At 70.7% G+C, this 20,995-nt stretch carries 22 protein-coding genes and 1 pseudogene; 8 read left to right on the top strand and 15 right to left on the bottom strand.

Going from position 1 to position 20,995, the window contains the following annotated elements:
- Positions 1–33: 33 nt before the first annotated feature.
- Positions 34–627, bottom strand: a complete 594-nt coding sequence (locus NF4_RS05810) for a TetR/AcrR family transcriptional regulator (RefSeq protein ID WP_063126256.1) — start codon at positions 625–627, stop codon at positions 34–36.
- A 105-nt stretch (positions 628–732) separates the two neighbouring features.
- On the opposite strand from NF4_RS05810, the gene NF4_RS05805 reads away from it, so the two are divergent.
- The 4 genes and pseudogenes from NF4_RS05805 (at position 733) to NF4_RS05790 (ending at position 2,746) form a co-directional block, all read left to right on the top strand.
- A complete protein-coding gene (locus tag NF4_RS05805) occupies positions 733–1,479 on the top strand; it encodes an SDR family oxidoreductase (protein WP_063126255.1) in 747 nt (248 codons plus the stop codon).
- A 194-nt stretch (positions 1,480–1,673) separates the two neighbouring features.
- Positions 1,674–1,886: a hypothetical protein gene (locus NF4_RS05800; RefSeq protein WP_063126254.1), complete on the top strand. Its 213-nt coding sequence runs from the start codon at positions 1,674–1,676 to the stop codon at positions 1,884–1,886.
- A 30-nt stretch (positions 1,887–1,916) separates the two neighbouring features.
- Positions 1,917–2,198, top strand: a pseudogene (locus tag NF4_RS05795) (short-chain dehydrogenase); the annotation flags it as partial.
- Positions 2,199–2,239: 41 nt separating this feature from the next.
- Positions 2,240–2,746, top strand: coding sequence for a flavin reductase family protein (locus tag NF4_RS05790; RefSeq protein ID WP_063126252.1), 507 nt, complete (start codon positions 2,240–2,242; stop codon positions 2,744–2,746).
- A gap of 90 nt (positions 2,747–2,836) precedes the next feature.
- On the opposite strand, the gene NF4_RS05785 is transcribed toward NF4_RS05790, so the two are convergent.
- Positions 2,837–3,832 (bottom strand): GlxA family transcriptional regulator, encoded by a 996-nt coding sequence (locus NF4_RS05785; protein WP_063126251.1) that lies wholly within the window; start codon positions 3,830–3,832, stop codon positions 2,837–2,839.
- Between the two features lie 56 nt (positions 3,833–3,888).
- Between NF4_RS05785 and NF4_RS05780 the strand changes: the two genes are divergently transcribed.
- Positions 3,889–5,205: an MFS transporter gene (locus NF4_RS05780; protein ID WP_063126250.1), complete on the top strand. Its 1,317-nt coding sequence runs from the start codon at positions 3,889–3,891 to the stop codon at positions 5,203–5,205.
- 251 nt (positions 5,206–5,456) lie between these two features.
- Positions 5,457–6,248, top strand: coding sequence for a hypothetical protein (locus tag NF4_RS05775; protein WP_063126249.1), 792 nt, complete (start codon positions 5,457–5,459; stop codon positions 6,246–6,248).
- A 34-nt stretch (positions 6,249–6,282) separates the two neighbouring features.
- Here NF4_RS05775 and NF4_RS05770 read toward each other — a convergent pair whose 3' ends face one another.
- From NF4_RS05770 to NF4_RS05755, 4 genes are all read right to left on the bottom strand, one after another.
- The gene (locus NF4_RS05770; protein ID WP_157120013.1) at positions 6,283–7,518 is read right to left on the bottom strand and encodes a hypothetical protein; all 1,236 of its coding nucleotides are present in this window, start codon (positions 7,516–7,518) and stop codon (positions 6,283–6,285) included.
- Positions 7,519–7,862: 344 nt separating this feature from the next.
- Entirely contained in the window at positions 7,863–8,210 is a 348-nt protein-coding gene (locus NF4_RS05765; RefSeq protein WP_063126247.1) for a rhodanese-like domain-containing protein, read from the bottom strand.
- Between the two features lie 62 nt (positions 8,211–8,272).
- Entirely contained in the window at positions 8,273–8,716 is a 444-nt protein-coding gene (locus tag NF4_RS05760) for a hypothetical protein (protein ID WP_063126246.1), read from the bottom strand.
- Positions 8,717–9,074: 358 nt separating this feature from the next.
- Entirely contained in the window at positions 9,075–9,662 is a 588-nt protein-coding gene (locus NF4_RS05755) for an STAS domain-containing protein (RefSeq protein WP_157120011.1), read from the bottom strand.
- Between the two features lie 244 nt (positions 9,663–9,906).
- Here NF4_RS05755 and NF4_RS05750 point away from each other — a divergent pair, with 244 nt between their 5' ends.
- Complete coding sequence (locus NF4_RS05750) at positions 9,907–10,137, top strand: hypothetical protein (protein WP_063126244.1); 231 nt, start codon at positions 9,907–9,909, stop codon at positions 10,135–10,137.
- Between the two features lie 111 nt (positions 10,138–10,248).
- Complete coding sequence (locus NF4_RS05745) at positions 10,249–10,434, top strand: DUF2795 domain-containing protein (protein ID WP_063126243.1); 186 nt, start codon at positions 10,249–10,251, stop codon at positions 10,432–10,434.
- Between the two features lie 103 nt (positions 10,435–10,537).
- On the opposite strand, the gene NF4_RS05740 is transcribed toward NF4_RS05745, so the two are convergent.
- From NF4_RS05740 to NF4_RS05700, 9 genes are all read right to left on the bottom strand, one after another.
- On the bottom strand, positions 10,538–11,884 hold the full coding sequence (locus NF4_RS05740; protein WP_063126242.1) for an erythromycin esterase family protein: 1,347 nt from the start codon (positions 11,882–11,884) through the stop codon (positions 10,538–10,540).
- A gap of 70 nt (positions 11,885–11,954) precedes the next feature.
- Positions 11,955–13,259 (bottom strand): UDP-glucose dehydrogenase family protein, encoded by a 1,305-nt coding sequence (locus NF4_RS05735; RefSeq protein WP_063126241.1) that lies wholly within the window; start codon positions 13,257–13,259, stop codon positions 11,955–11,957.
- A complete protein-coding gene (locus NF4_RS05730) occupies positions 13,252–14,202 on the bottom strand; it encodes a glycosyltransferase family 9 protein (protein WP_063126240.1) in 951 nt (316 codons plus the stop codon). The genes NF4_RS05735 and NF4_RS05730 overlap by 8 nt, the downstream gene beginning before the upstream one ends.
- Positions 14,193–14,882, bottom strand: a complete 690-nt coding sequence (locus tag NF4_RS05725) for an SDR family oxidoreductase (protein ID WP_063126239.1) — start codon at positions 14,880–14,882, stop codon at positions 14,193–14,195. Before NF4_RS05725 ends, NF4_RS05730 begins: the two co-directional genes overlap by 10 nt.
- A gap of 20 nt (positions 14,883–14,902) precedes the next feature.
- Positions 14,903–16,276, bottom strand: a complete 1,374-nt coding sequence (locus NF4_RS05720; RefSeq protein WP_063126238.1) for a PfkB family carbohydrate kinase — start codon at positions 16,274–16,276, stop codon at positions 14,903–14,905.
- The gene (locus NF4_RS05715) at positions 16,273–16,836 is read right to left on the bottom strand and encodes a D-sedoheptulose-7-phosphate isomerase (RefSeq protein WP_063126237.1); all 564 of its coding nucleotides are present in this window, start codon (positions 16,834–16,836) and stop codon (positions 16,273–16,275) included. Before NF4_RS05715 ends, NF4_RS05720 begins: the two co-directional genes overlap by 4 nt.
- Positions 16,833–17,876, bottom strand: coding sequence for a glycosyltransferase family 9 protein (locus tag NF4_RS05710; protein ID WP_063126236.1), 1,044 nt, complete (start codon positions 17,874–17,876; stop codon positions 16,833–16,835). Before NF4_RS05710 ends, NF4_RS05715 begins: the two co-directional genes overlap by 4 nt.
- Entirely contained in the window at positions 17,873–19,366 is a 1,494-nt protein-coding gene (locus NF4_RS05705) for an HAD-IIIA family hydrolase (protein WP_063126235.1), read from the bottom strand. Before NF4_RS05705 ends, NF4_RS05710 begins: the two co-directional genes overlap by 4 nt.
- On the bottom strand, positions 19,363–20,985 hold the full coding sequence (locus NF4_RS05700) for a carbamoyltransferase family protein (RefSeq protein WP_063126234.1): 1,623 nt from the start codon (positions 20,983–20,985) through the stop codon (positions 19,363–19,365). The genes NF4_RS05705 and NF4_RS05700 overlap by 4 nt, the downstream gene beginning before the upstream one ends.
- Positions 20,986–20,995: the final 10 nt, after the last annotated feature.

The raw sequence follows: 20,995 nt of genomic DNA, 5'->3' as shown, positions 1-20,995 counted from the left end.
TGGGTACACCCCGAGCGTTGGTCGATGGGCCCGTCAGCGCCCGACGGAGCGTTCGATCATTTCGAGCGCGGCGGTTTTGGCGAGCCGCATCTCGTCCTCGCCGATGCCGGACTTGTGCAGGAATTCGATCCCTTGCATGACTGCGATCAAGGCACGCGCGGTCGCCTCCGGATCAATGTCGGCGTCGATCTCGCCGCGCTCCTGAGCTTGGGTGATCTGCCGGGTGAACAGTGCGAAAGTCTCGGAGTAGACCCGGCACGCGCGGGACCGGACCTCCTCGTCCTGAGCACTCAGAGCCGCAGCACTGTTGGCCATCAGACAGCCTTGCGCCGGCAAGTCCAAGCGACCGCCGTCTTCGAAAGTGACGGCGGAGGTGATCCCGTGCCACGGGCTCGGGTCCGCGGTGACGGCGGCCTCGAGCCCGGCGGACTGGTAGGCGCAGTAGTCGTCGAGGACCCGCAGGAACAGGTCGTGTTTGCTGCCGAACGCCCCGTAGAGACTCTGCGTCCCCAGTCCTGCCGCGTCGGTGAGGTCCTGAACCGACGTGGCGGCGTAACCGCAGCGCCAGAACGTATCTCGCGCGGCAGTGAGGACGGCCTGCTCATCGAACTTCCTCGGCCTGGCCATGACTGAACGATACCAATTATTGAGTGATCGTTCAAATTTGACAAACAGCCCGGAGCGCTGTGTATTTGAGTGGTCATTCAATATCTAGTCGAGAGGGCACCGCACATGACCACACGACCACTCGAAGGCAAAACCGCGCTGGTAACCGGGGGGTCCAGGGGAGTCGGCGCCGGTATCGTCGCCAAGCTGGCCGCAGACGGCGCGAAAGTGGCGTTCACCTACGCCCGCTCCGGTGAGCGGGCGCAGGCCGTGGCGGCTGCGGTCGACGAGGCGGGCGGCACCGCACACCCGATCCACGCCGACAGCCTGCACGAGCCGGATGTCGAGGCCGCCGTCGCGCAGACCGTCGACCACTTCGGCAGCCTGGACATCCTCGTAAACAACGCCGCCGTCGGCACCTTCGCCCCGATCGTCGACCTGAAGATGGGCGATATCGACGCGATGCTGACGATCAACGTCCGATCCGCGATCGTCGCCATTCGCGAATCCCTGGCACATATGAGCGACGGCGGGCGCATCATCAACATCGGCAGTATCAACGCCGACCGCACACCGTTCCCCGGCCAATCGATCTACGCCATGACCAAGGGCGCGCTGGCGAGCCTGACCCGCGGTCTCGCGCACGAGCTGGCGCCACGTGCCATCACCATCAACAACATCCAGCCCGGCCCGATCGACACCGACGCCAACCCGGCCGCCGGGCCCGCCGCACCGAGCATGCTCGGCGTCATGGCACTGGACCGATACGGCACCACGGCCGAAGTCGCCGCCTTCGTGTCCTATCTCGCTGGTCCCGATGCCGCCTACATCACCGGCTCCAGCCTGAACATAGACGGCGGATTTACCGCGTGACCCCACCTGCGGACCATAGGGCTATCTGTTCTGTATCGGTGCCGATTCGGCAGATGCCCGTCCCCGCACGATCTCCCGGGTGCTGGCTGGCACGGCACCACCTGCCGAGGCTGTCGCACTGAGCCCGATGACCGGGCAACTCATCCGGGGACGCATACGGCGTCTCCTGGGCGACCATAGAGAACAACGTCGTCATGCGCGCCGACAGCACCGCAGTCCTGCAGGTCACGCCGCCACTGGAGAACGTCGTCTACCGGGACAACTTCTGGGACGCCGACCCCCAAGGCAGCGACGACGTGCCTGCGGGCGTCACCTACGAGCGCAACACCACGATCGCCGAACCACGCGACCTGGAGAATGCCACCCGCGCCCTCCAAGCGCAGGCCGGCCTCCTCCGTCCCCGCTGAGCACGGAGATACGCCGGCCGCAGTGCGGTGCGGCCGGTGTACCCCCCGCCCGTACGCCGCGCGTGGCTTCGAGAACTGGCCGGCAATACCAGCGGACTCGGTGCCCGGCAGGCCCATTCGATCGCCCAGACCGTGCGCAATATCAGCGTGTCCGCGCTGACCGAGAACCTCGCCGACGAACTCGGCCCCGCCGGTGTGAACGTGACGGTCGATGCCCGCGAGGTGACCTTCCTGGCATCCCCGCGCAGTATCGCGATCAGCGGCGACGCTGTCGCGGTGGGCAGCGGTGTCCCGGGCCCGGTCTACTACTGACGGCGGTCCTGTCGGCGGGGCCGTCCTGATATACACGGCATATGCCGGCGAACACACGCTCCGAGTCCGACGCCTTCGACGATCTGGTCGCCGCCGCCGACGCCCCCGTGTACATCGTCACCCTGGCCGCGGGCGGTGAACGGTCCGGGTGCCTGGTCGGATTCGCGTCCCAGGTCGGGATCGACCCCGCCCGGTTCCTGGTCTGCCTGTCCGAGACCAATCACACCTTCCGGGTCGCGCGGGGCGCGGAGTTCGCCGCCGTGCACCTGGTCGGTGCGCGCCAGGCGGAACTCGCGGTGCTGTTCGGCACGCAGACCGGTGACGAGATCGACAAATTCGACCGGTGCCGCTGGCGCTCCGGCCCGCACGGGGTCCCGATCCTGCTCGACGCCGTGGCCTGGTTCTGGGGTCGCATCCTCACCCGGCACGATTTCGGGGACCACGTCGGCCTGGTGCTGGCGCCCGAGGACGCCGAGGCCCCGGTCTCCGCGCCGACCGTGCTGCGCCTCCACGATGTCGCCGGCCTGCGGCCCGGTCATCCGGCCTGAGCCCGGCCGCGTCAAAGGTCGACCGTGGTGATCCAGTGGTTCACGGCCGCGATCGCCGCGGGCCGAACCCTGGGCGGTGCGGGCGCCGGATCAGGGGCCGGCGAACGTCTTCCGGTACGCCGAGGGCGACATCCCCAGACCGCGCCGCATATGGTGGCGCAGGTTGTCCGGTGATCCGAGGCCGGACCGCTGGGCGACCTCGTCCACCGGGATATCCGCCGACTCCAGCAGTTCCCGTGCCAGATCGATCCGGCGGTCGCGGAGCCAGGCGCCCGGGGACAGCCCGGTCTCGGCCCGGAACCGGCGACTGAAGGTACGGGGGCTCATCCGCGCGTGCGCGGCGAGGGTCGTGACGCCGAGCGGCTCGGCCAGCCGGGTCAGCGCCCATGCCCGGGTCGCGGCGGTGCTGAGGTCGTCGGGGCCGGGCACCTGATGTTCGATGAACTGGGCCTGCCCGCCCTCGCGCCAGGGTGGTACGACGCAGTATCGAGCGGCCCGGTTGGCCACGGTGGCGCCGTGATCGCGGCGGATGACGTGCAGGCACAGATCGATTCCGGCCGCCAGGCCCGCCGAACTGAGCACCGCGCCCTCGTCCACGAACAGCACGGTCTCGTCGAGTTCGACCGCCGGGAACAGCCGGCGGAAATCATCGGCGTAGCGCCAATGGGTGGTGGCGCGGCGGCCGTCGAAGACCCCCGCGGCGGCGAGCACGAAAGCGCCCGTGCAGATGGACACCATCCGGGCTCCGGCGGGCACCGTGGCCAGTGCCGCGGCGAGGGCGGGGCCGAGTTCGCCGCCGGAGCGGGCGGCGCGGTACCTGGTGCCCGGCAGGATCACTGTATCGGCGGTGGCGAGCGCTTCCGGCCCGGCCGCGGCGACCATCGAATATCCCGCGGTGGCCGGTACGGGCGCGGCGTCGAGGGAGCACGTCACGACCCGGTAGAGCGGGTTGCCGTCCTCGTCGGTGGCCTCGCCGAACACCAGGGAGGGGATGGTGGCGTCGAAACCGACCACCGGATCGAGCAACAGCACGGCGACGGTATGCGGGCGCCGGGGAGAACCGCCATTGGCACGATCTTCACGCATATTGTCGATTCTGCCACTGGTGGCGCGGCGGCGGCTACGGGAATCTGATCATCGTGATGACGAAGATCGATCCCGGCGCCGCGGTCGCGCGCGCCGGTCGGCGACCACGCCTGCATTTCGCCTGGATCGTCGCGGGCGTCAGTTTCGTGGCGATCCTGGGCGCCGCCGGGTTCCGGGCGGTACCGAGTGTGATGATGACCCCGCTGCACCAGGAATTCGGCTGGTCGCATGCCACGATCGGCGCCGCGATGTCGGTGAACATGGTGCTGTTCGGCGTCACCGCCCCGTTCGCCGCCGCGCTCATGGACCGATTCGGCGTGCGTCCGATCCTCACCGGTGCGCTGCTGCTGATCGCCGCGGGGACCGGTGTGGGCACGGTCATGAGCGCGAGCTGGCAGCTGGTGTTGCTGTGGGGTGTGCTGGTGGGGCTCGGTACCGGGTCCCTCTCCATGGGTTTCGTCGCGACCGTCTCTACCCGGTGGTTCGTGGCCCGGCGCGGGCTGGTCACCGGGGTGCTCACCGCCGCGAGCGCGACGGGCCAGCTCGTGTTCCTGCCCGTGGTCGCGGGGGTCACCGATGCGTTCGGGTGGCGCTGGGCCTCGATCATCGTGACCCTCGCGGCGCTGGCGGTGATCCCGCTGGTCGTGCTGTTCATCCGGGACCGTCCCGGCGATATGGGCCTCACCGCCTACGGCGGCGAATCCGAGCCCGCCGCCGAGCCGCTGCCGGGCGGCACCTTCACGGCGGCACTGGCCGGGCTGGGGCAGGGCGCCCGGGTTCCCGCGTTCTGGTTGCTCGCGGGCAGTTTCGCCATCTGCGGGATGACGACGAACGGACTGATCGGCACGCATTTCATACCCGCCGCGCACGATCACGGTATGCCGGTCACCGTGGCCGCGTCGCTGCTGGCGACCATCGGGATCTTCGACGTCGCGGGCACGGTCTTCTCCGGCTGGCTCACCGATCGCGTGGATCCCCGCGTACTGCTGGTGATCTACTACCTCGGCCGCGGGGCGTCACTGCTCCTGCTGCCGGCGCTGCTCTCCCCGAGTGCTGAGCCGAGCACGTGGGTCTTCATCGTCTTCTACGGTCTCGATTGGGTCGCCACCGTGCCCCCGACGATCGCGATCTGCCGCAGCTGGTTCGGTGCCTCGACTCCGGTGGTGTTCGGCTGGGTCTTCGCCGCGCACCAGCTCGGTGCCGCGGTGGCCGCGTTCGGCGCGGGTTTCATTCGCGACGCCCACGGTTCCTATGATCTCGCCTTCTTCGTGGCCGCGGGGTTGTGTGTGGTGGCGGCACTCCTGTGCGGTGCCGCACGGCGACCGCGGGCCGGCGCGCCGGCGGTGGCGGTGGCGGTGGCCGGGCGGGTCTGACCCGAGGGCCGGGAAACCAGGCCTGATCAGGGGGTCGCCGGAAAACTGGACCTGATCGGGGGTCGCCGGGAAACCGGGCTCGATCGAGGGGCCGGAGGACCGGGCCGTTCGGTCCGGCGGAGTGCCGGGGCGGATCTACCGTCTCCCGACTGTTACCTCGATGAGTCGTGACCGGAGTTTGTGCTCCGTGCCCCAGGGAAAGTGGTCGATGACGCGGGCCGACCGTGCCCGCACCGACGCCGGGAGAGGCCATGGACTACCGCGCCCTTGCCTTCGCCGCACTCGTCACCTGTTGCGCTCTCGGTCCGCCTGTCGCGCAGGCGGCGCCGGTACCCGACCCGGTCCCACCCACCGCCGCGGGCGAGCCCGCGCGGCGCACGGCCATCTCGGTCCGTTCGCTCACCGGCCTGAGCTGGGGCACCGCCGACGAGCATCAGGTGCGCAGCGCGCTGTCGCTGGCCAAGCTCTACCTCACCGATTACGCACTGCGCCACGGTGACGGTTCGGCCGGTGACCTCGCCCACGGTGAGCGGATGATCCGGTATTCCGACGATGCCGCCGCCGACGCGGTGGCGGCGAAATATCCCGGGGCCATCGCGATGGTCGCCGCGGAATACGGGCTGTCGGAAACCCGGCCGGGCGCGAACTGGGGCAGCTCCACCACCAGTACCGCCGATGTGGCCGATTTCCTCGACGCCAAACTGCGTACCGATCCGGCCTCCCCGATCCTGTCCTGGATGGCCACCGCCGCACCCCGCGCCGCCGACGGCACCGAACAGAACTGGGGTACGGCCACGCTGCCCGGCGTCCAGGGCACCAAATGGGGCTGGTCGGATGCCCCGCCGCAGGAAGTCGCCTCGGCGTCGTTCGGCCCGGGTTTCACGGTGGCCGCGCACACCCGCGGTGGTCCCGCGGACCAGACGGCCGATGTGCTCGGGGCACTGTCGACAGTCCTCCCCGGGCGCGGAGGGCCCGCCGTGCCTTCCATACCCGCGCACACCACCGGCTCCCTACCGGTGCCGGAAGGCCCATGGTCCGGGTGACTCCCCGTGCGCCCGGAACCGTCCCGCCGCGGTATCAGACCGAACGGGGTCGCGGCGGCGCGGGATTCGGAGCGAGCCGCAGCGCGAACAACAGATCGGTGTTGTACACGGGCTCCGGCGAGTCGGCCCCCCGCAGCAACCCGGCCCCGCGGATCCAGCTGTGGTGCCAGTGATGGAGTTCCGGCATCGTCACCGCACAACGCGCGGCGGTCTGGCGCAGGCGGCGACCGGCACCGCCGATGCCGCCGGCGAACAGTTTCGACACGGGCTCCGGGCGGGCTTCCTGGTGCGCGCGGGCCTCGTGCAACAGCGCTCGCACCGAACCCGGTAGAACCCATACGTAAAGGTCGGCGGGCTGTGCGTAACCGATCGGCCCGGTGAAGACGAGTCCGTCGCGGGTGAGTCCCGTACACGGCACCGAACCGAGTTCCACCGTGGTGGCGCCGGTACACAACGCCGTGGCGAGGGCTGCCGCGTCGACGGGGTTCGTGGCGCGCGCCCGGATCCGGGCGAGGGTGCCGTCCTCGACGCACGCGGTGGTCAACCCGGGGCCCACCGAGTAGTTGAGGTCGGGCGGCAGGTTCAGCCGCATACCGTGCAGCAGGAAGCCCGCCTGTGCCCCGCGCAGCCGGGCCACGGTGTGCCCACGGCCCGGGCTGCCGCAGACGAGCTCGCCGAGAAACCGGTACAGCCCGAGGATTTCGCGCCGGTCGCTGGGGTGGTTCGCCTCGGGCAGCCCGGGGCGGGTGATCGACAGCGAACGATCCCAGAAGTATCCGGCGGTTCCGGGTTCACCGAACGGTATCGCCGCGGCGGTGCCGCCCGGGTGGTGTACGCATGGACGGCCGGTGCGCGCGGCGAGCCAGCGGCAGGTCGCGTCGATACCTTCGGTGTAGACCGCGTCGAGACGGGCGAATTCCGGCGCGGTCAGCTCGCGGTGCGCGTCGGCGCGGAATGTGGTGACATCGCTGTCCGGAATCCGGGGGAGTGCGTCGTCACCGGTGGTGAGTACGACGTCGGCGGCCCGGTCCTGGGGTTCGGCGTCGCGGTAACCCATTATGCGAGTGGCGGCTTCGGGTACCTTCTGGGGCGCGTGCGGGGTGCGCCGCGCTCTGTGGACTGTCAGCCACTGGTGTAGTTGCCCCTCGGCCAGACCTAGCTCGCGCGCCGCGGACCGCACATCTTCGACGGACAGTGCCTCGTTTTCGTCGAGCTGGACCAACCGGTCCAGTGCGGACGGACGCAGCGTGGCGCCGCTGGTCTCGGTCACGGTGACAACCTCCTGGGCGCGGGCCCGGACGATATTACTTCTCTCCTCCGGTACAGAACATTCGATCACTTTCCGGGCTGTGGGAGGAGACGATCAACGAGAACTTAACCACCGTTGACAAAGAATCCGCAGTTCCGGTATTTGCGGAATGTTGGCAGTTCGGCCCGTGGAAGGCGGGGATATTCGCGGCGCCCATCCACATGCGCTGGAACCGATATCAATGGGTCCGGCCCGTACGCGGTAAGAAAGCGTTGGCCGTCCGATTGCTGACAATCGGAGTTGTCACGGCTGGGTGTCCAGGGTCTCGACGCCGCGCACCCTGCGGTATCCGGACCCGGCGGCCGTCACCGGTCCGGTCGCCCACCTGCCTCGAGTGCGCCACCGGCGGCACGCCATTCGACCAGGCCGCCCGACATGTTCTTGGCCTCGAAGCCGTGTTCGACGAGGAGATTCGCGGCGCCGTAGGACCGTAGTCCGCCGGTGCAGAAGGTGATCAGAAGCCGATCGTCGGGCAACTGTTCGCATTCTGCGGTCAACTGTTCGAGTGGTAGGTGCACCGCGCCGGGAATGTGGGTGCGATTCCATTCGAACTGCCGGCGCACATCCACGATCAGTGCGCCGTCGCGGACGGCGTCGATCGCCTCTCGTGCGGAGAGGGAGGGTGCGCGGTACAGGTAGTGGCGGATGCTCACGGGAGTTCGTCCTCATATCGTCGGGAGGTGGGCACGGTGACCTTCTCGCCGGTCGTGCCGGGTCAGGCGGCGCCGGGGCGCACGATCATGAGCACTACGTCGATGAGCCACAGCACGTTGTAACCGCCGGTGAGCATGCCGAGGGTGCGCAGTCGCCGCCCGTCGTCGGGCGCCTCGAGCGCCTGGCGCTGCATCGGGTGGATCGTCGTGATGATGATCGCGGCGGCGCACGCGGTGAGAACGATCGCCATGGTGATCCAGATTTCACCCATGCGGTTCTGGAGCGTGGCGAGGACGATGCCGACGGCGGGGACGGTCAGGCCGAGCCGAGCGTAGGTGCCGGTGATCCGGTGCAGGACGGCGGCGACGGCGTGCTGACGTTCCGGTGTCGTGCCGCCGGTTCCCGCTACCGGCGCGTAGCGGGGAAACAGACTGGTGGCCACGGCCGAGCCCCCGATGAAAACGATCGCTGCCAGGACATGGACCGACAGCAGCAGGTTGTGCATGGACAGCTCCCTCTCGACCTTCAGGTGAGCTGAAGCCTAGCAGTTCCTTCAGCGTGGTTGAAGGATTGTGTGCCGGTGCACAGTCGGGCCCGGACGACGCCGCACACTCCCGGCCCGAGCTACCGCCGAGTGGGCAACTCGCCGTGGCGGCAGTGGGGGAAGCGATGGTGCCATCGGCTTGACCGGGCCACGTGGATGCCCCGGCCGCGGACCACAGGCCCTGGCAGTTCCCGGCAGGGGAGGCGCCGACGGGGTGTGACGCCGGGGTGGTGGGGGCCGGCGCCGGGCTGTGGGTGCCGGGGGCGAGGACGGTGGTCCGGGCGGCCGCGATTTCGGCCGGTTGCGGACGGACTGTGAATTACCGGCGGCGCGGCATGGCCGAACCGATCACGGTGTCCGGGAGACCGGCCGCGTCCCCGGGAATTATCTCGCCGGCCGGATAGGCGGACCGGTCGATGCCCGGCTCGTCCCCGCTGATGGGCGGGGCTCGAAATCGGCCCGGTCGCGGGGCCGCGGTCTCCGGCGGAGGCCGCAGTACGGTTACCGCCGCGACGACGGTGGCGCGGATGGGCAGGCTCGCGGTCCGGGGGTCCGTGCCGGCGAGACGCGCGAGCCTCGGGTTACCGGTCACCAGGCATATCTCCACGCCGTCGCGACGGTAATCCGCCGCGTCGGCCGCCAATGCCTCCAGTGTGCGCAACGACAGGAAACCGAGTCTGGTGGCATCGATGATCAGCGCTCCACCTCCGGTGGCAGCGCTATCGGCCGCTTCGCGCACCTTCCGGCGCCACAGGGCCAGCGTGAACGCGTCGGCTTCGCCGCGGGCGGCCAGCACGACGATGTCGCCGCGCCGAAGAGTCCGGAATGTCAGCTGGTCACCGGGCGATCTGGACGGCAGCGGTGCAGCGGGAACGAGAAATACAGCGGAAGAATTGAATGGCTTCATGAGGACCTGGATCAGTCGAGATGCGCTACGGCATCGTGGCCGGGTCGACCCTGGAATCTCAAGGCGAACGTGAACCCGTCTCTCCTCACCCTACGCGCCGGGGTTCCCCGCTGGACGCGGCGAGTCGCGGGCACGGCGCCGTTTCCCGCGGCGCAAGGGTGTTTGCCCGGACCGGCCCCGGGTAGGCGGCCGGGTGACGGCAAGCAGCCGTCATCGGCAACAAGGTTCAGGAGGTGCGGGAGATATGCCGATCGATCAGGAAACCGGCCAGATCACCGGAACCAAGGACAAGGACTACGACCTGCTCTGGTTCGCCGAGGCGTCGCTGAGCAACGCACTGCGTATGGAGGTCTACAGCCAGGACGCCGAGCGGGCCGGTGATACCGAGCTCGCCGAATTCTTCCGGCGGGCGCAGGGCGAGAGCCGTAAGGGTGCCGAGCAGGCGAAGGCGTTACTCGCCCGCCGTCTGAGCTGATCGTCTCGGCGGCGGAGCACCGGGTGCCGGCCGGGCGGGCCGGCGCAGAGTTCGTGACCGCGGCGAGTCGAATCGCCGTGCCGACAACAGTTTCGAGCAAGGGAGCGCAGTATGAGCCAGATCAGTCCTGTGCAGGTGCAGAAGTACCTGTCCGGGGTCGATTATCCCTGTGATCGCGACGGCCTCGTCTCCACGGCGAAGAAGAACGGAGCCGACGCGGATGTGCTCGACGTCCTCGGAGGTCTACCGGACCGGTCCTTCGACGGCCCGGACTCGGTCAGCAAGGCGATCTTCTGAGAAACCGGGCAGCAGCCGGGCCGGAGTCGTGCCGCCGAGGCGCCCCGGCCCGGTCCATCTGCCGAACCCGGGCGGACCTGTCCCGTCGGCCGGCGCCGGCTCGCTATACGGAGAAGGGATAGGTCTCGCCGGGCTCTTCGGTCCCCGGCCGAGTGACCGGGTCCAAGGGTGCGAGCGCGGTGGTCTCGTCGACATGGATGAGCGCGTCGAACCGGTCGGCGGGGCGGGCATGGAAATAGTGGCTCTGCCGCTCGGTATCCGGTCGGTACACCACCCCGATCGCGCGCTCGAGCAATGCCGAACGCAGGTGTTCGGGCACCGGTTCGCGATCGAATCGCAGGAGGAAACGGTCGCCACCCGCCCGGTGCAGGAGATTTTCCACACTGCCCGGCAGCGACGGGCGCACCCGTTCCACTCGCGGCGGACCGTCCCACTCCGCGGCGGCCAGCACGGATCCGGTGTGCGTGGTGAAGCCGAGGATCCGCGCCACGCCGGGGAGATTCTCCCGGACGAGCTGTCCCAGATCCCATTGGCCGGCCGCGCCCATTTCGGTGGCCCGCGCGTCGCCGAGATGGGAGTTGTGCGCCCACACCGCGATTTTCGCCTCGTCGGGGTGATCCCGGCGCAGATGGTCGCCCAACGCGGTCAATGTCTGGAACATATGCGCGTCGCGCAGGTTCCACGAATCCACCCGGGTACCGAACATCGCGCGGTAGTACTGCTCGGCCGCGGTGACCAGGCGGGCGTTCTGCTCGGCATAGAACCGCTCGTCCGGATCGAGCGGCCGGTCGCCGGGCAGTTGCCCGGTAGTAATTCGCTGCAGGTCCACCAATTGCTCGACCGCGGCGTCCTCACAGTCCTGCCCGGCGCCGAACGCGGCGGCGTAACCGTAACGCTGTTCGTCGAGGTGCTGATCGAAGCATGCGTAGCGTTCGCGGGCGCGGTCGGCGGCCGCCGGATCGACCCCCTGGAGGTAGCCGATCACCTCCGCCGCCGAGCGAAACATGCTGTACAGATTGAGCCCGTAGAAACCGGCGGCACGTCCGGGGTCCCGGCGGTTGTGCTCGCGTAACCATTCGACGAAATCGCGGACGACGGTATTGCGCCACATCCACATCGGGAACCGGGTGAAACCGCGCAGCGCGTCCACCGCGTCGCGATCGTCGCCCCGACCGCGCACATACCGGTTCACGCGGTAGGCGTCGGGCCAGTCGGCCTCGACGGCCACGGCTCGGAAACCGCCGCGATCGAGGAGGGTACGCGTCATCCGCGCGCGGGTCGCATAGAACTCGGCAGTACCGTGGGTGGCCTCGCCGAACAATACGTACCGGGCCCCGCCCACGAAATCGAGCAATTCCGCGTCGGTCGGCACTCCGCCGGGCAACGGCAGGGCCGCGGCCCGGACCGCCGCTTCCGCGGTGGACTCGGTATCGGTGACACCTCCGGTCATATCGTCGCCCTACCCGAGCCCGATACCGGCAAACCGGCCGGGCGCACCGGGGCCGGCGATATCGGCGCGGTCAGTCGGCGCCGGTACCGATACCCACCACCTCGAAACCTGTTCCGTGGAGAGCGTCGCGGTCCAGCAGGTTGCGGCTGTCCACGATGATCGCCCGGTCGGCTCGGGTCTTCAACCGCGACCAGTCGAGAGCGCGGAATTCGGGCCATTCGGTGAGGATCACGAGCGCGGCCGCGCCCTCCGCGACCAGGTACGGGTCGTCCACCACCTGTACCGGATCGAGGCCGGGAGTGCTGTCGGGGACGCACGGGTCGTAGGCCGTCACCGTGGCGCCGTGCCGGCAGAGCTGACGCGCCACCGCGACCGCGGGGGAGTCGCGGAGATCCCCCGTCCCGGCCTTGAACGCGAGCCCCAGTACGCCGATGCGGGCCCCGGCCAGTGAACCGTCGATCGAGCCGGTGACCGCGCGCCGCACCTTGCGCAGCACCATGGCGTGCTGCCGGTCGTTGGCGCGCACGGCGTCGCGCAGGATGGCGAAGTCCACGCCCGCCGATTCCGCGGCGCGCAGCAGGGCGTGGGTGTCCTTGGGCAGGCAGGAGCCGCCCCAGCCGGGTCCGGGCGCGAGAAAATCCGGCCCGATCCGGTCGTCCATCCCCATCGCGCCGGTGACCTCGGTGATATCGGCGCCCACGCGTTCGCACAATTCGGCCAGCGTGTTCACGAACGACAGTTTCACCGCCAGAAAAGCGTTGCTGGCGTACTTGGCGAGTTCTGCGCCGGCCGTATCGCAGCGCAATACCGTGGCACCCGTTCCGGCGTAGAGCTCTTCGACCCGGTCGGCGTATTCCGCGTCCTGCTCCGCCGCGCCGATGACCACGCGGTCGGGCCGCAGGAAATCCTGTACCGCACGGCCTTCCCGGAGGAATTCCGGATTGCTCACCACAGCTGCTCCGGCGCGGCCGTGGCGCGCCGCGAGCCGGGCAGCCGTCCCCACCGGCACAGTGGATTTGGTGACGAGGGTGCAGTCCGGGCGCAGCACGGTGGAGAGCGTGGCGAGAGCGGTGTCGAGCACACCCAGATCGGCTGCTCCACCGTCACCCTTGGGGGTGGGCAGGCACAGCAGGACCACTTCGGCCTCGGCCAGCGACTCCGGGTCGGTGGTGAAGACGAGCCGGTCTTCGTCGAGTCCCGCCCGGACCAGTTCCGGTAGCCCCGGCTCCACGATCGACACCCGGCCCGCGCGCAGTTGTTCGATCTTGGTCTCGTCGTTGTCGAGACAGATCACGTGGTGACCCAGGTGGGCCAGGCAGGCGGCACTGGTGAGTCCCACATATCCGGCGCCGACCACCCCGACACGGCTACCCATGGTGTGCTCCCTTTCCGATGACCTCGGCCGCGGCGCCGAGCACACGTTCGGGTCGCACCATGAGCAACCCGGTATCCGTACGGTTCCCGTGCGGATCGCCGAGACGCCCCGCCCACAGCGCGATATGACGCTCGGCGGTGGGCGGCGGACCCCAGGTGCCCGGCGAGGTGGGCCCGAACAGCAGTACCGAGGGCGTACCGAACGCGGTGGCGAGATGCCCGACACCGGTATCGCCGCAGACGACCAGCGCCGCACCGGCAACCAATGCGGCCAGCCCGGCCGCATCGGTACGCCCCGCGTACACCGCGGAGTCCGGGAGCCCGGCCCGGCCGGCGACCGCCTGTGCCAGCGGCACCTCCTCGGGGGAACCGGTGACCACCACCGGGCGGCCGTCGGCGGCGAGTTCACGGGCCACGCGCGCGAAACGTTCGGGTGGCCAGCGCCGGGCGGGATAGGCGGCGCCCGGGTGGATCACGACCGCGTCCGGTACCGGCGTGGGTACCGGCGGCGGCCGCAGCCCGAGTGCGGTGGGATCGGCCCGGATGCCCGCGTACTCCAGCAGCCGGCACCAGCGATCGACCTCGTGCAGGTCGGTGCGCCAGGCCGGTCCGCCCCGGTCCGGGAAATCGGGATGACGGTGGGTCAGCAGCGCGCCCGGCCCGGTCGCCACCAGGTCACGGATGCTCTCCGGGCCCCGGCCGTGCAGGTTGACCGCCAGGCGCGGCGGTTCGGGTGGCCGGCGCAGCGCACCCAGCCCGGGCGTCGGCAGCAGCTCGTCCACCGCCTCGATGAGGTCGACCAGTCCGCGCAGTGGTTCCGGCGCGGCCAGCACCAGGCGGTCGTCCGGACAGGCGGCCCGCAGCGCCCGTAGTGCGGGCACCGCGGTCAGCAGATCGCCCAGGCCGAGCGCGCGCAGTACGAGAATCGTGCCGCTCAGGGCCACGACCCCTCTTCCGAGGCGCAGACCACGAGCTCGCGGACTTCGCATCCGGGCGGCTGGCCCAGCGCGAACAGCACCGTGTTCGCGACATCCGCGGGCCGATTCAGTTTCGCGTCCGGTGGCGGCTTGTACTTCTCGGCGCGCCCGTCGAAGAACGCCGTGTGCATTCCGCCGGGGACGAGCAGGGTCACCCCGACCTCCCCCGCGGTTTCGGCAGCGAGCGCTCGGGTGAAGCCGATGACCCCGAACTTCGATGCGCAGTAGGCGGTCGCATCGCTCGCGGCGCGGAGGCCGAGGGTGGAAGCGCAGGTGACCACCGTGCCCCGGTGCTGCCGCAGGGTGGGCAGCGCCGCGCGGACCACGGCCACCGTGCCCAGCAGGTTCACCTGGACCACCCGTTCCCAGTCCTTGGCGGGCACCTGGTCGAGCGGCCCGCAGGCGTCGGTTCCGGCGGCGGTGAAGACACCGTCGATCCGGCCGCCGGCGGTGTCGAGGAGCTCGCGCACGGCATTGTCGGCGGCGGCGGTATCGGCCAGATCGGCCCGGACGAAATCGACGGTGGTCTCGGGCTGGTCCCGGTCGATCACCAGGGGGCGGCCCCCGTGTTCGAGCACTGCGGCGGTGACCGCGGCGCCGAGGCCGGAAGCGCCGCCGGTGATCAGGATGTTTCCAGGGTTTCGCATCGCACTCCTTCGTTCTCGGGTCAGCCGCGGGACCGGGTGGCCAGCTGAGTTGTCGAATAGCCGCGGACCGTGGGAATCAGCGCGATCTCACCGCCGTGCCGGCGGACGACGCCGGCCTCGGGCAGATCCGCTTCGGCGTAATCACCGCCCTTGACCCAGACATCGGGGCGCAGTCGCTCCAGCAGCGCGGCCGGGGAGGATTCGTCGAAGATCGTGACGGCGTCGACCGAGGCCAGTTCGCCGAGCAGCCGGGCGCGGTCGCGTTCGGCGACGATCGGACGGCTCGGCCCCTTCAACCGCCGTACCGAGTCGTCGGAGTTGAGGCAGACGATCAGCGCGTCGCCCATGGCGCGGGCCTGGCGCAGCAGGCTGACATGACCGGGATGCAGCAGATCGAAACAGCCGCCGGTCGCGACGAGGCGGCCGCCGCGCGCCCGGACCTCCGCCGCCACCTCGAACGCCGAACCGGCGCTCTCGGTGCGGGCGGTGCTCGCGGGTTCGCGGGCGTCGCTGCGCGACAACGCCGCCGCGCCACCGTCGGCGACGAATCCGGCCGCGATGCCCACCGCCCGATCCACCGCCTCGGCCACCGTCGATCCATCCAGCAGGGCCGCCGCCGCGGCCGAGGCGAACCGATCGCCCGCACCGCAGGTGTCGTGGGTGGCGGAGCCAGGGCGGACCTCGGCGGGGACCGGCACCGTGGCCAGTCGTTTACCGTTGGCCAGGACGGCCCCGTCGGCGCCGAGCGTGACAGCCACGGAATCCGCGGTCCACTCGTCGCGGAGCACCTTCGCCAGTTCGTCCGGCTCGGCGTACCCGGGCGCGAACTGCCGCGCCTCGCTCATATTCGGCGAGACGAGCGCGGCACCCGGTACCGGTGCCGGCCCCCGCGGATGCGGGTCCCAGACCACCGGCACCGAGGGGGCGAGTTCGGTCAGCAACCGGCGGATCCGGGGGTGCGCGGCCACCCCGCGTCCGTAGTCGGCGACCAGGATCGCCCCCGCCGCGCGCAGGGCACGCACGATCGCGGGGCCGAGCGGACCGGCCTCCGCGGTGCCGTCGCCGGTGTCCAGCCGGACCAGTGACTGACCGCCCGCGCGGATGCGGGTCTTGCGTACCGTTTCGCCGCGCAGCGCCATCGGTATCACCTCGACCTCCGGGTCGAGCAGCCGCCGCAGGCTGCGACCGCCGTCGTCGTCGGCGGTCGCGGTGACGAGCACGACCTCGGCCACCGACCGGGCGGCCAGGATCGCGGCCAGCCCGGCGCCCCCCGGCCGCAACCGCCTGCTCCGGACATCGACCACGGGAACCGGCGCCTCCGGGCACAACCGGGTCGCGTCGCCTTCGACATCGACGTCGAGCAGGCTGTCACCGAGGACGATCAGCGGTTTCACGCCGGAATTCCCAATGCTTCGTCGAGCGCCGCGCACAGCGTGTGCACCAGGGCGAGATGCACTTCCTGCACGGTGGCGGTGCTCGGCGCCTGCACGGCGATGGCGCGATCGCACAGGGCGGCCAGCGGATTGGGCGCCGGTCCCGTCATGGCCCAGGTGGTGACGCCGATATCGTGCGCGGCTTTCGCGGCGGCCACCACATTCTGACTGGTGCCACTGGTGGACAACAGGACGAGGATATCGCCGGGCCGGCCGTGGGCGCGGACCTGCCGGGCGAACAGTTCGTGCTCCCCGTAGTCGTTCACGATGGCGGTCCCCGCGGAGGTGTCGGCGTGCAGCGCGATCGCCGACAGCGGTCGTCGCTCGTTGCGGAAACGGCCGACCAGTTCCCCGGTCAGATGCTGGGCCTCGGCCGCGCTGCCGCCGTTACCGCACGCGAGCAGCCGCCCGCCGGCGCGGAACACCGTGGCCAGTTCGCGTCCCCACCCGTGGATCTCCGGCGCGTGGGAACTGGTGCGTTGCAGTGCCTTGCACAGCGCCGCGAAATGTTCCTCCATCACGACACACCTCCTGTCCGCAGACCGGTGCACCCGCCTGCACTGAGTTCTTTCACCGCCAGCACGACGTCGTCCGGGGAAATCGACTCGAGACACGGATGTCCGGCGATCGGGCATTCCCGCGCTCTGCTGTCCCGGCACGCTGCGTCCTGGTCGCCGAGCACCGACACCGGCACCCCGTAGGGCGCCCACCGGGCCGCGGGGACCACCGGCGCGAAGAGGGAGACGACCGGTGATCCGACGGCCGCGGCCAGATGCGCCGGCCCGGTATTGGGTGCCACCACGACGCTCGCGTCCCGCAGTACCGCGGCGAGTTCGGGCAGGGTGGTCGCGCCGCCGAGGTCGACGGCGTGACCACCGGCCACCGGGCCGGTGATCGGCCGGTCGGCGGCGGCGCCGGTGACGACCACCCGGTAACCGGCGCTCGCGAGCGCGGCGACGACGGCCGCCGAGCGCGCCGGGGACAGTTGACGAGCCGGTACCGATGCGGCGGGGTGCACGACGATATATCCGGGCGCGCCGGTGAGATGGCCGACGTCCGGGAGTGGGCCGCGCACCGCCAACCTGCCGTCGTCGCCCGGCGGTAGCCGGAACCCGGCCGCGGTGGCCAGCGAGAGCGCGCGTTCGGCCTCGGGCAGGTCGCCGGTGACCCGGTGTCGCAGATCCAGCAGCGAACCCGGATAGTCCTCGGAGATGGCGCCGATCCAGCCGACCCCGGCCATCCGCAGCACCAGCGCCAGGGGCAGCGGCGACTGATGGAAAGAGGTGAGGATCAGCGCGCGTTCCAGTTCCAGGCCGCGTAGTTCCTCGACGAAGGCGTCGATATCCGACGCGGTCACTGCCGGAGGTTCCGGGTCGATCCAGGGTGCGCACCAGGTCAGCACGCGGTCCACGCCGGGGAGCAGTTCGGCGCCCGCGCGGCCGCGCGGCCCGGCCAGCAGCGTCACCGATGCGGCGTGTGCCGCGACCGCGCGAACACAAGGCCCCGCCAGCAGCACATCGCCGACGTTGTCCATCCGCGCCACCAGGACCCGGCCCGTCATGACGAACCCGCCATCGCCATCCGGACCGCTTCGGTGAGATCCGGCGCGACCATCGCCGCGGCCCGTGCGTGGCGTACCTCTTCGGGCCGGGTGCGTGCCGTGGGTACGAGGACGGCCCGGGCGCCGGCCGACAGCGCGGCGGCCACATCGGCGCCGGTATCGCCGATCAGTACGCAGCGTTCGATATCGACGCCGAGTTCGGCCGCGGCGCGCCGCACCATCGCGGGCGCGGGTTTGCGGCACACGCAGCCGTCGTCTTCGCCGTGTACGCAGACCTGCCAGGTCCCGAACGGGCCGAGCAGTTCCTCGACCCGGTCGTTGACCGCGGCGAGCTGGCCCGGACTGATCAGACCGCGCGCGACCCCGGACTGATTGCTGACGACACCCAGCTGGATTCCGGCCGCCCGCACCAGCCGCAGGGCGTCGACGGCCCCCGGCACCGGCCGCACGCCGGCGGGGTCGGCGAGGTAGGGGATATCCACGATCAACGTGTCGTCGCGATCGAAAAGCAGTGCGTGCGGGGCGGGATGGGTCACGCGGCGGTGGCGCAGTTCGCCGCTTATCCGGTACCAGCACGCGGCCGGGGGGATGAGTGCGCTGGTGACCGCCATCCGTCCGATCTCGCGCGGGGTCCGCGGACCGGGCACAATACGCCGCAGCGCGAACTCGCCGGTGAGCGTCGCCCAGGCCACGGCGCAGGCGAGGGCTTCGCGCGGCCGGCCGGCCGCGCCGAACGCCAGGCCCGCCGCGCCCGCCGCCGTGGTGAGCGCGTGCCGGGGGAGCAGACCGCGTCGTTCGCCGATACGCCGCCGCCAGTGCGCACCGTATTTACGCCGCATCAGCGCGTTGTCTGCGTTACCGCGTTGGGCCCGCACACTGGCCAGCGGCCCGGAGGCGCGGACCGGGTGGACGGTGACGCGCTGCCCGGAGGCGATGGCGTAACCGGCGAGGCAGACGCGTAAGGCCAGATCGGCATCCTCGCGGTAGGCCCGGGGGAATCGCTCGTCGAACCCGTCCACAGCGACCAGCACGGATCGGCGGTAGGCCATATCCGCGGTGATCCAGCGGGCGGTGGCCAGTCCGGCGGTGCCGCGTTCGTCGTCGGTGGGCCGGCGGTGTGCCGGTAGCGGGACCTCGATGCGCGCGGTACTCGCGGCGGTGTCCGCGGGGAGCCCGAGCAGGTCCGCGGCCAGGCGGTCCGGCCAATCGGCGGCGACGAGTACATCATCGTCGAGGAAGGCGATCCAGGTTCCCGTGGCGTGCCGCCACCCGGCGTTGCGCGCGGCGGCCGGGCCGCGGCCGCCCGAGCGGACCACGTGTACTGGTGTGCTGCTGTCGGGCAGCGGGAGCTCACCGCCACCGCGCCGGTCGTCCACCACGACGATCTCCCGGGGACGCGGCCCTGTCGCGGTTTCCAGCGCCTCCAGCAGCAGCCGGAGACTGTCCCGGCCCGTGGTCGGAACGACGATGCTGTAGTCGAGGCGGTTCACCGGCGACGCACCAGGAACGGACCGATGGCGAGCACATCGATCGGCGCGGAACCGAAACATTCGAGCGCGTCGCGCGGTGAGTCCACCATCGGCCGGCCCGCGGTGTTCAGGCTGGTGTTGACGACCACCGGGACCCCGGTGCGACGGTCGAATTCGGTGAGCATACGTGCGGTCAAGGGGTCGTCCGCCGGATCGACGGTCTGCACCCGCGCCGTCCCGTCCACATGGGTCACCGCCGGGATCCGGTCCTGCCAGTCCGGTGCCACATCGTGCACGAACAGCATGTACGGGCTGGGCAGGGGCCCGCGGCCGAAGATCTCACCCGCCCGGTCGGCCCGCACCATCGGCGCGACCGGCCGGAACTGTTCCCGGCCCTTGACATCGTTGAGGCGTTCCAGATTGGCCGCCCGGCCGGGATGCGCGAGCAGCGACCGGTGCCCGAGGGCGCGCGGACCGTATTCGGCCCGGCCCTGGAACCAGGCGACCACCTGATCGGCGGCGAGCGCCGCCGCGACCTCGGCCGCCACATCCGCCGGCCTGCTGTACCGGAGGTCGGCCGTCCGCAATACGGCTTCCAGTTCCGCGTCGGTCCACTCGCGGCCCAGGTCGGCGCGGTGCATCGGCGCGGCCCGCTCCCCGAACTCGGCCGCCAGTTGCAGTGCGGCCCCCAGCGCGGTGCCCGCGTCACCCGAGGCGGGCTGCACCCAGATCCGGTCGAACGGTCCTTCGGCGTGCAGCCGGGTGTTGGCGACGCAGTTGAGCGCGATACCGCCGGCCAGAGTGAGATCCTGTTGCCCGGTCTGCCGATGCAGCCACCGGGTCAGCTCCAGCAGGACCTCCTCGAGTCGCCGCTGCACACTCGCGGTGAGATCGGCGTGGTCGGGGCCGAGTCGACCGCCGGTCACCGCCGGGGCGTACCGCGCCCAGTCCACCGGTTCGGTCCGGAAGCCGCCGTCACCGGTGGTGTACAGGAGTTCCCGGAATTCGTCGAGGAAGCGCGGCGTGCCGTAGGAGGCCAGCGCCATCACCTTGTACTCGTCGCTCGAACGGGCGAAACCCAGGTGTTCCGTGAGGTCCTCGTACATCAGGCCGAGCGAATGCGGTAGTCGCTGGGCAGCGAGTTCGACGAATTTGCCGTCCCGGTACTCCCCGGCGAGATAGGAACTGCTCTCACCACGCCCGTCGGCCACCAGCACCGCGGCATCGCCGAGCGGCGCCGCGAGCGCCGCGGAGGCGGCATGGGCGAGATGGTGCCGGACGAAACGCACGATCGAGGGGTCGAGACCGGGGAGCGCGGTACGCAGGAACGCCGGGGCCCGGCGCGCGTAGTCGGTGCGGAGTTCCTCACTCGACGGGTCGAGACCGCCGAGCGAATGGTCCACGAGCGCGGGGTCGTAGGAGTAGCCCACCGCATCGAGCTGGTCGGGCCGCAGACCCGCGCGCTCCAGGCACCACGCCGCGGCCTGCTCGGGCATCTCCCAGGCCGCGAAGGGAACCGGCCGTTTACCGTGCTTGCGGCGGGTGAACCGCTCCTCTTCCGCGGCGGCGACGATTTCACCGTCCACGACGAGCGCGGCAGCGGGATCGTGGAATACCGCGTTGACACCGAGAATGCGCACTGGGCCGCCT

Origin of the sequence: Nocardia fusca NBRC 14340, from assembly GCF_001618425.1 — a bacterium.
GTDB classification, from domain to species: Bacteria; Actinomycetota; Actinomycetes; order Mycobacteriales; family Mycobacteriaceae; genus Nocardia; species Nocardia fusca.
The sequence above is the reverse complement of the archived record's forward strand: the minus strand, read 5'-3'. Positions and strand labels throughout refer to the sequence as shown.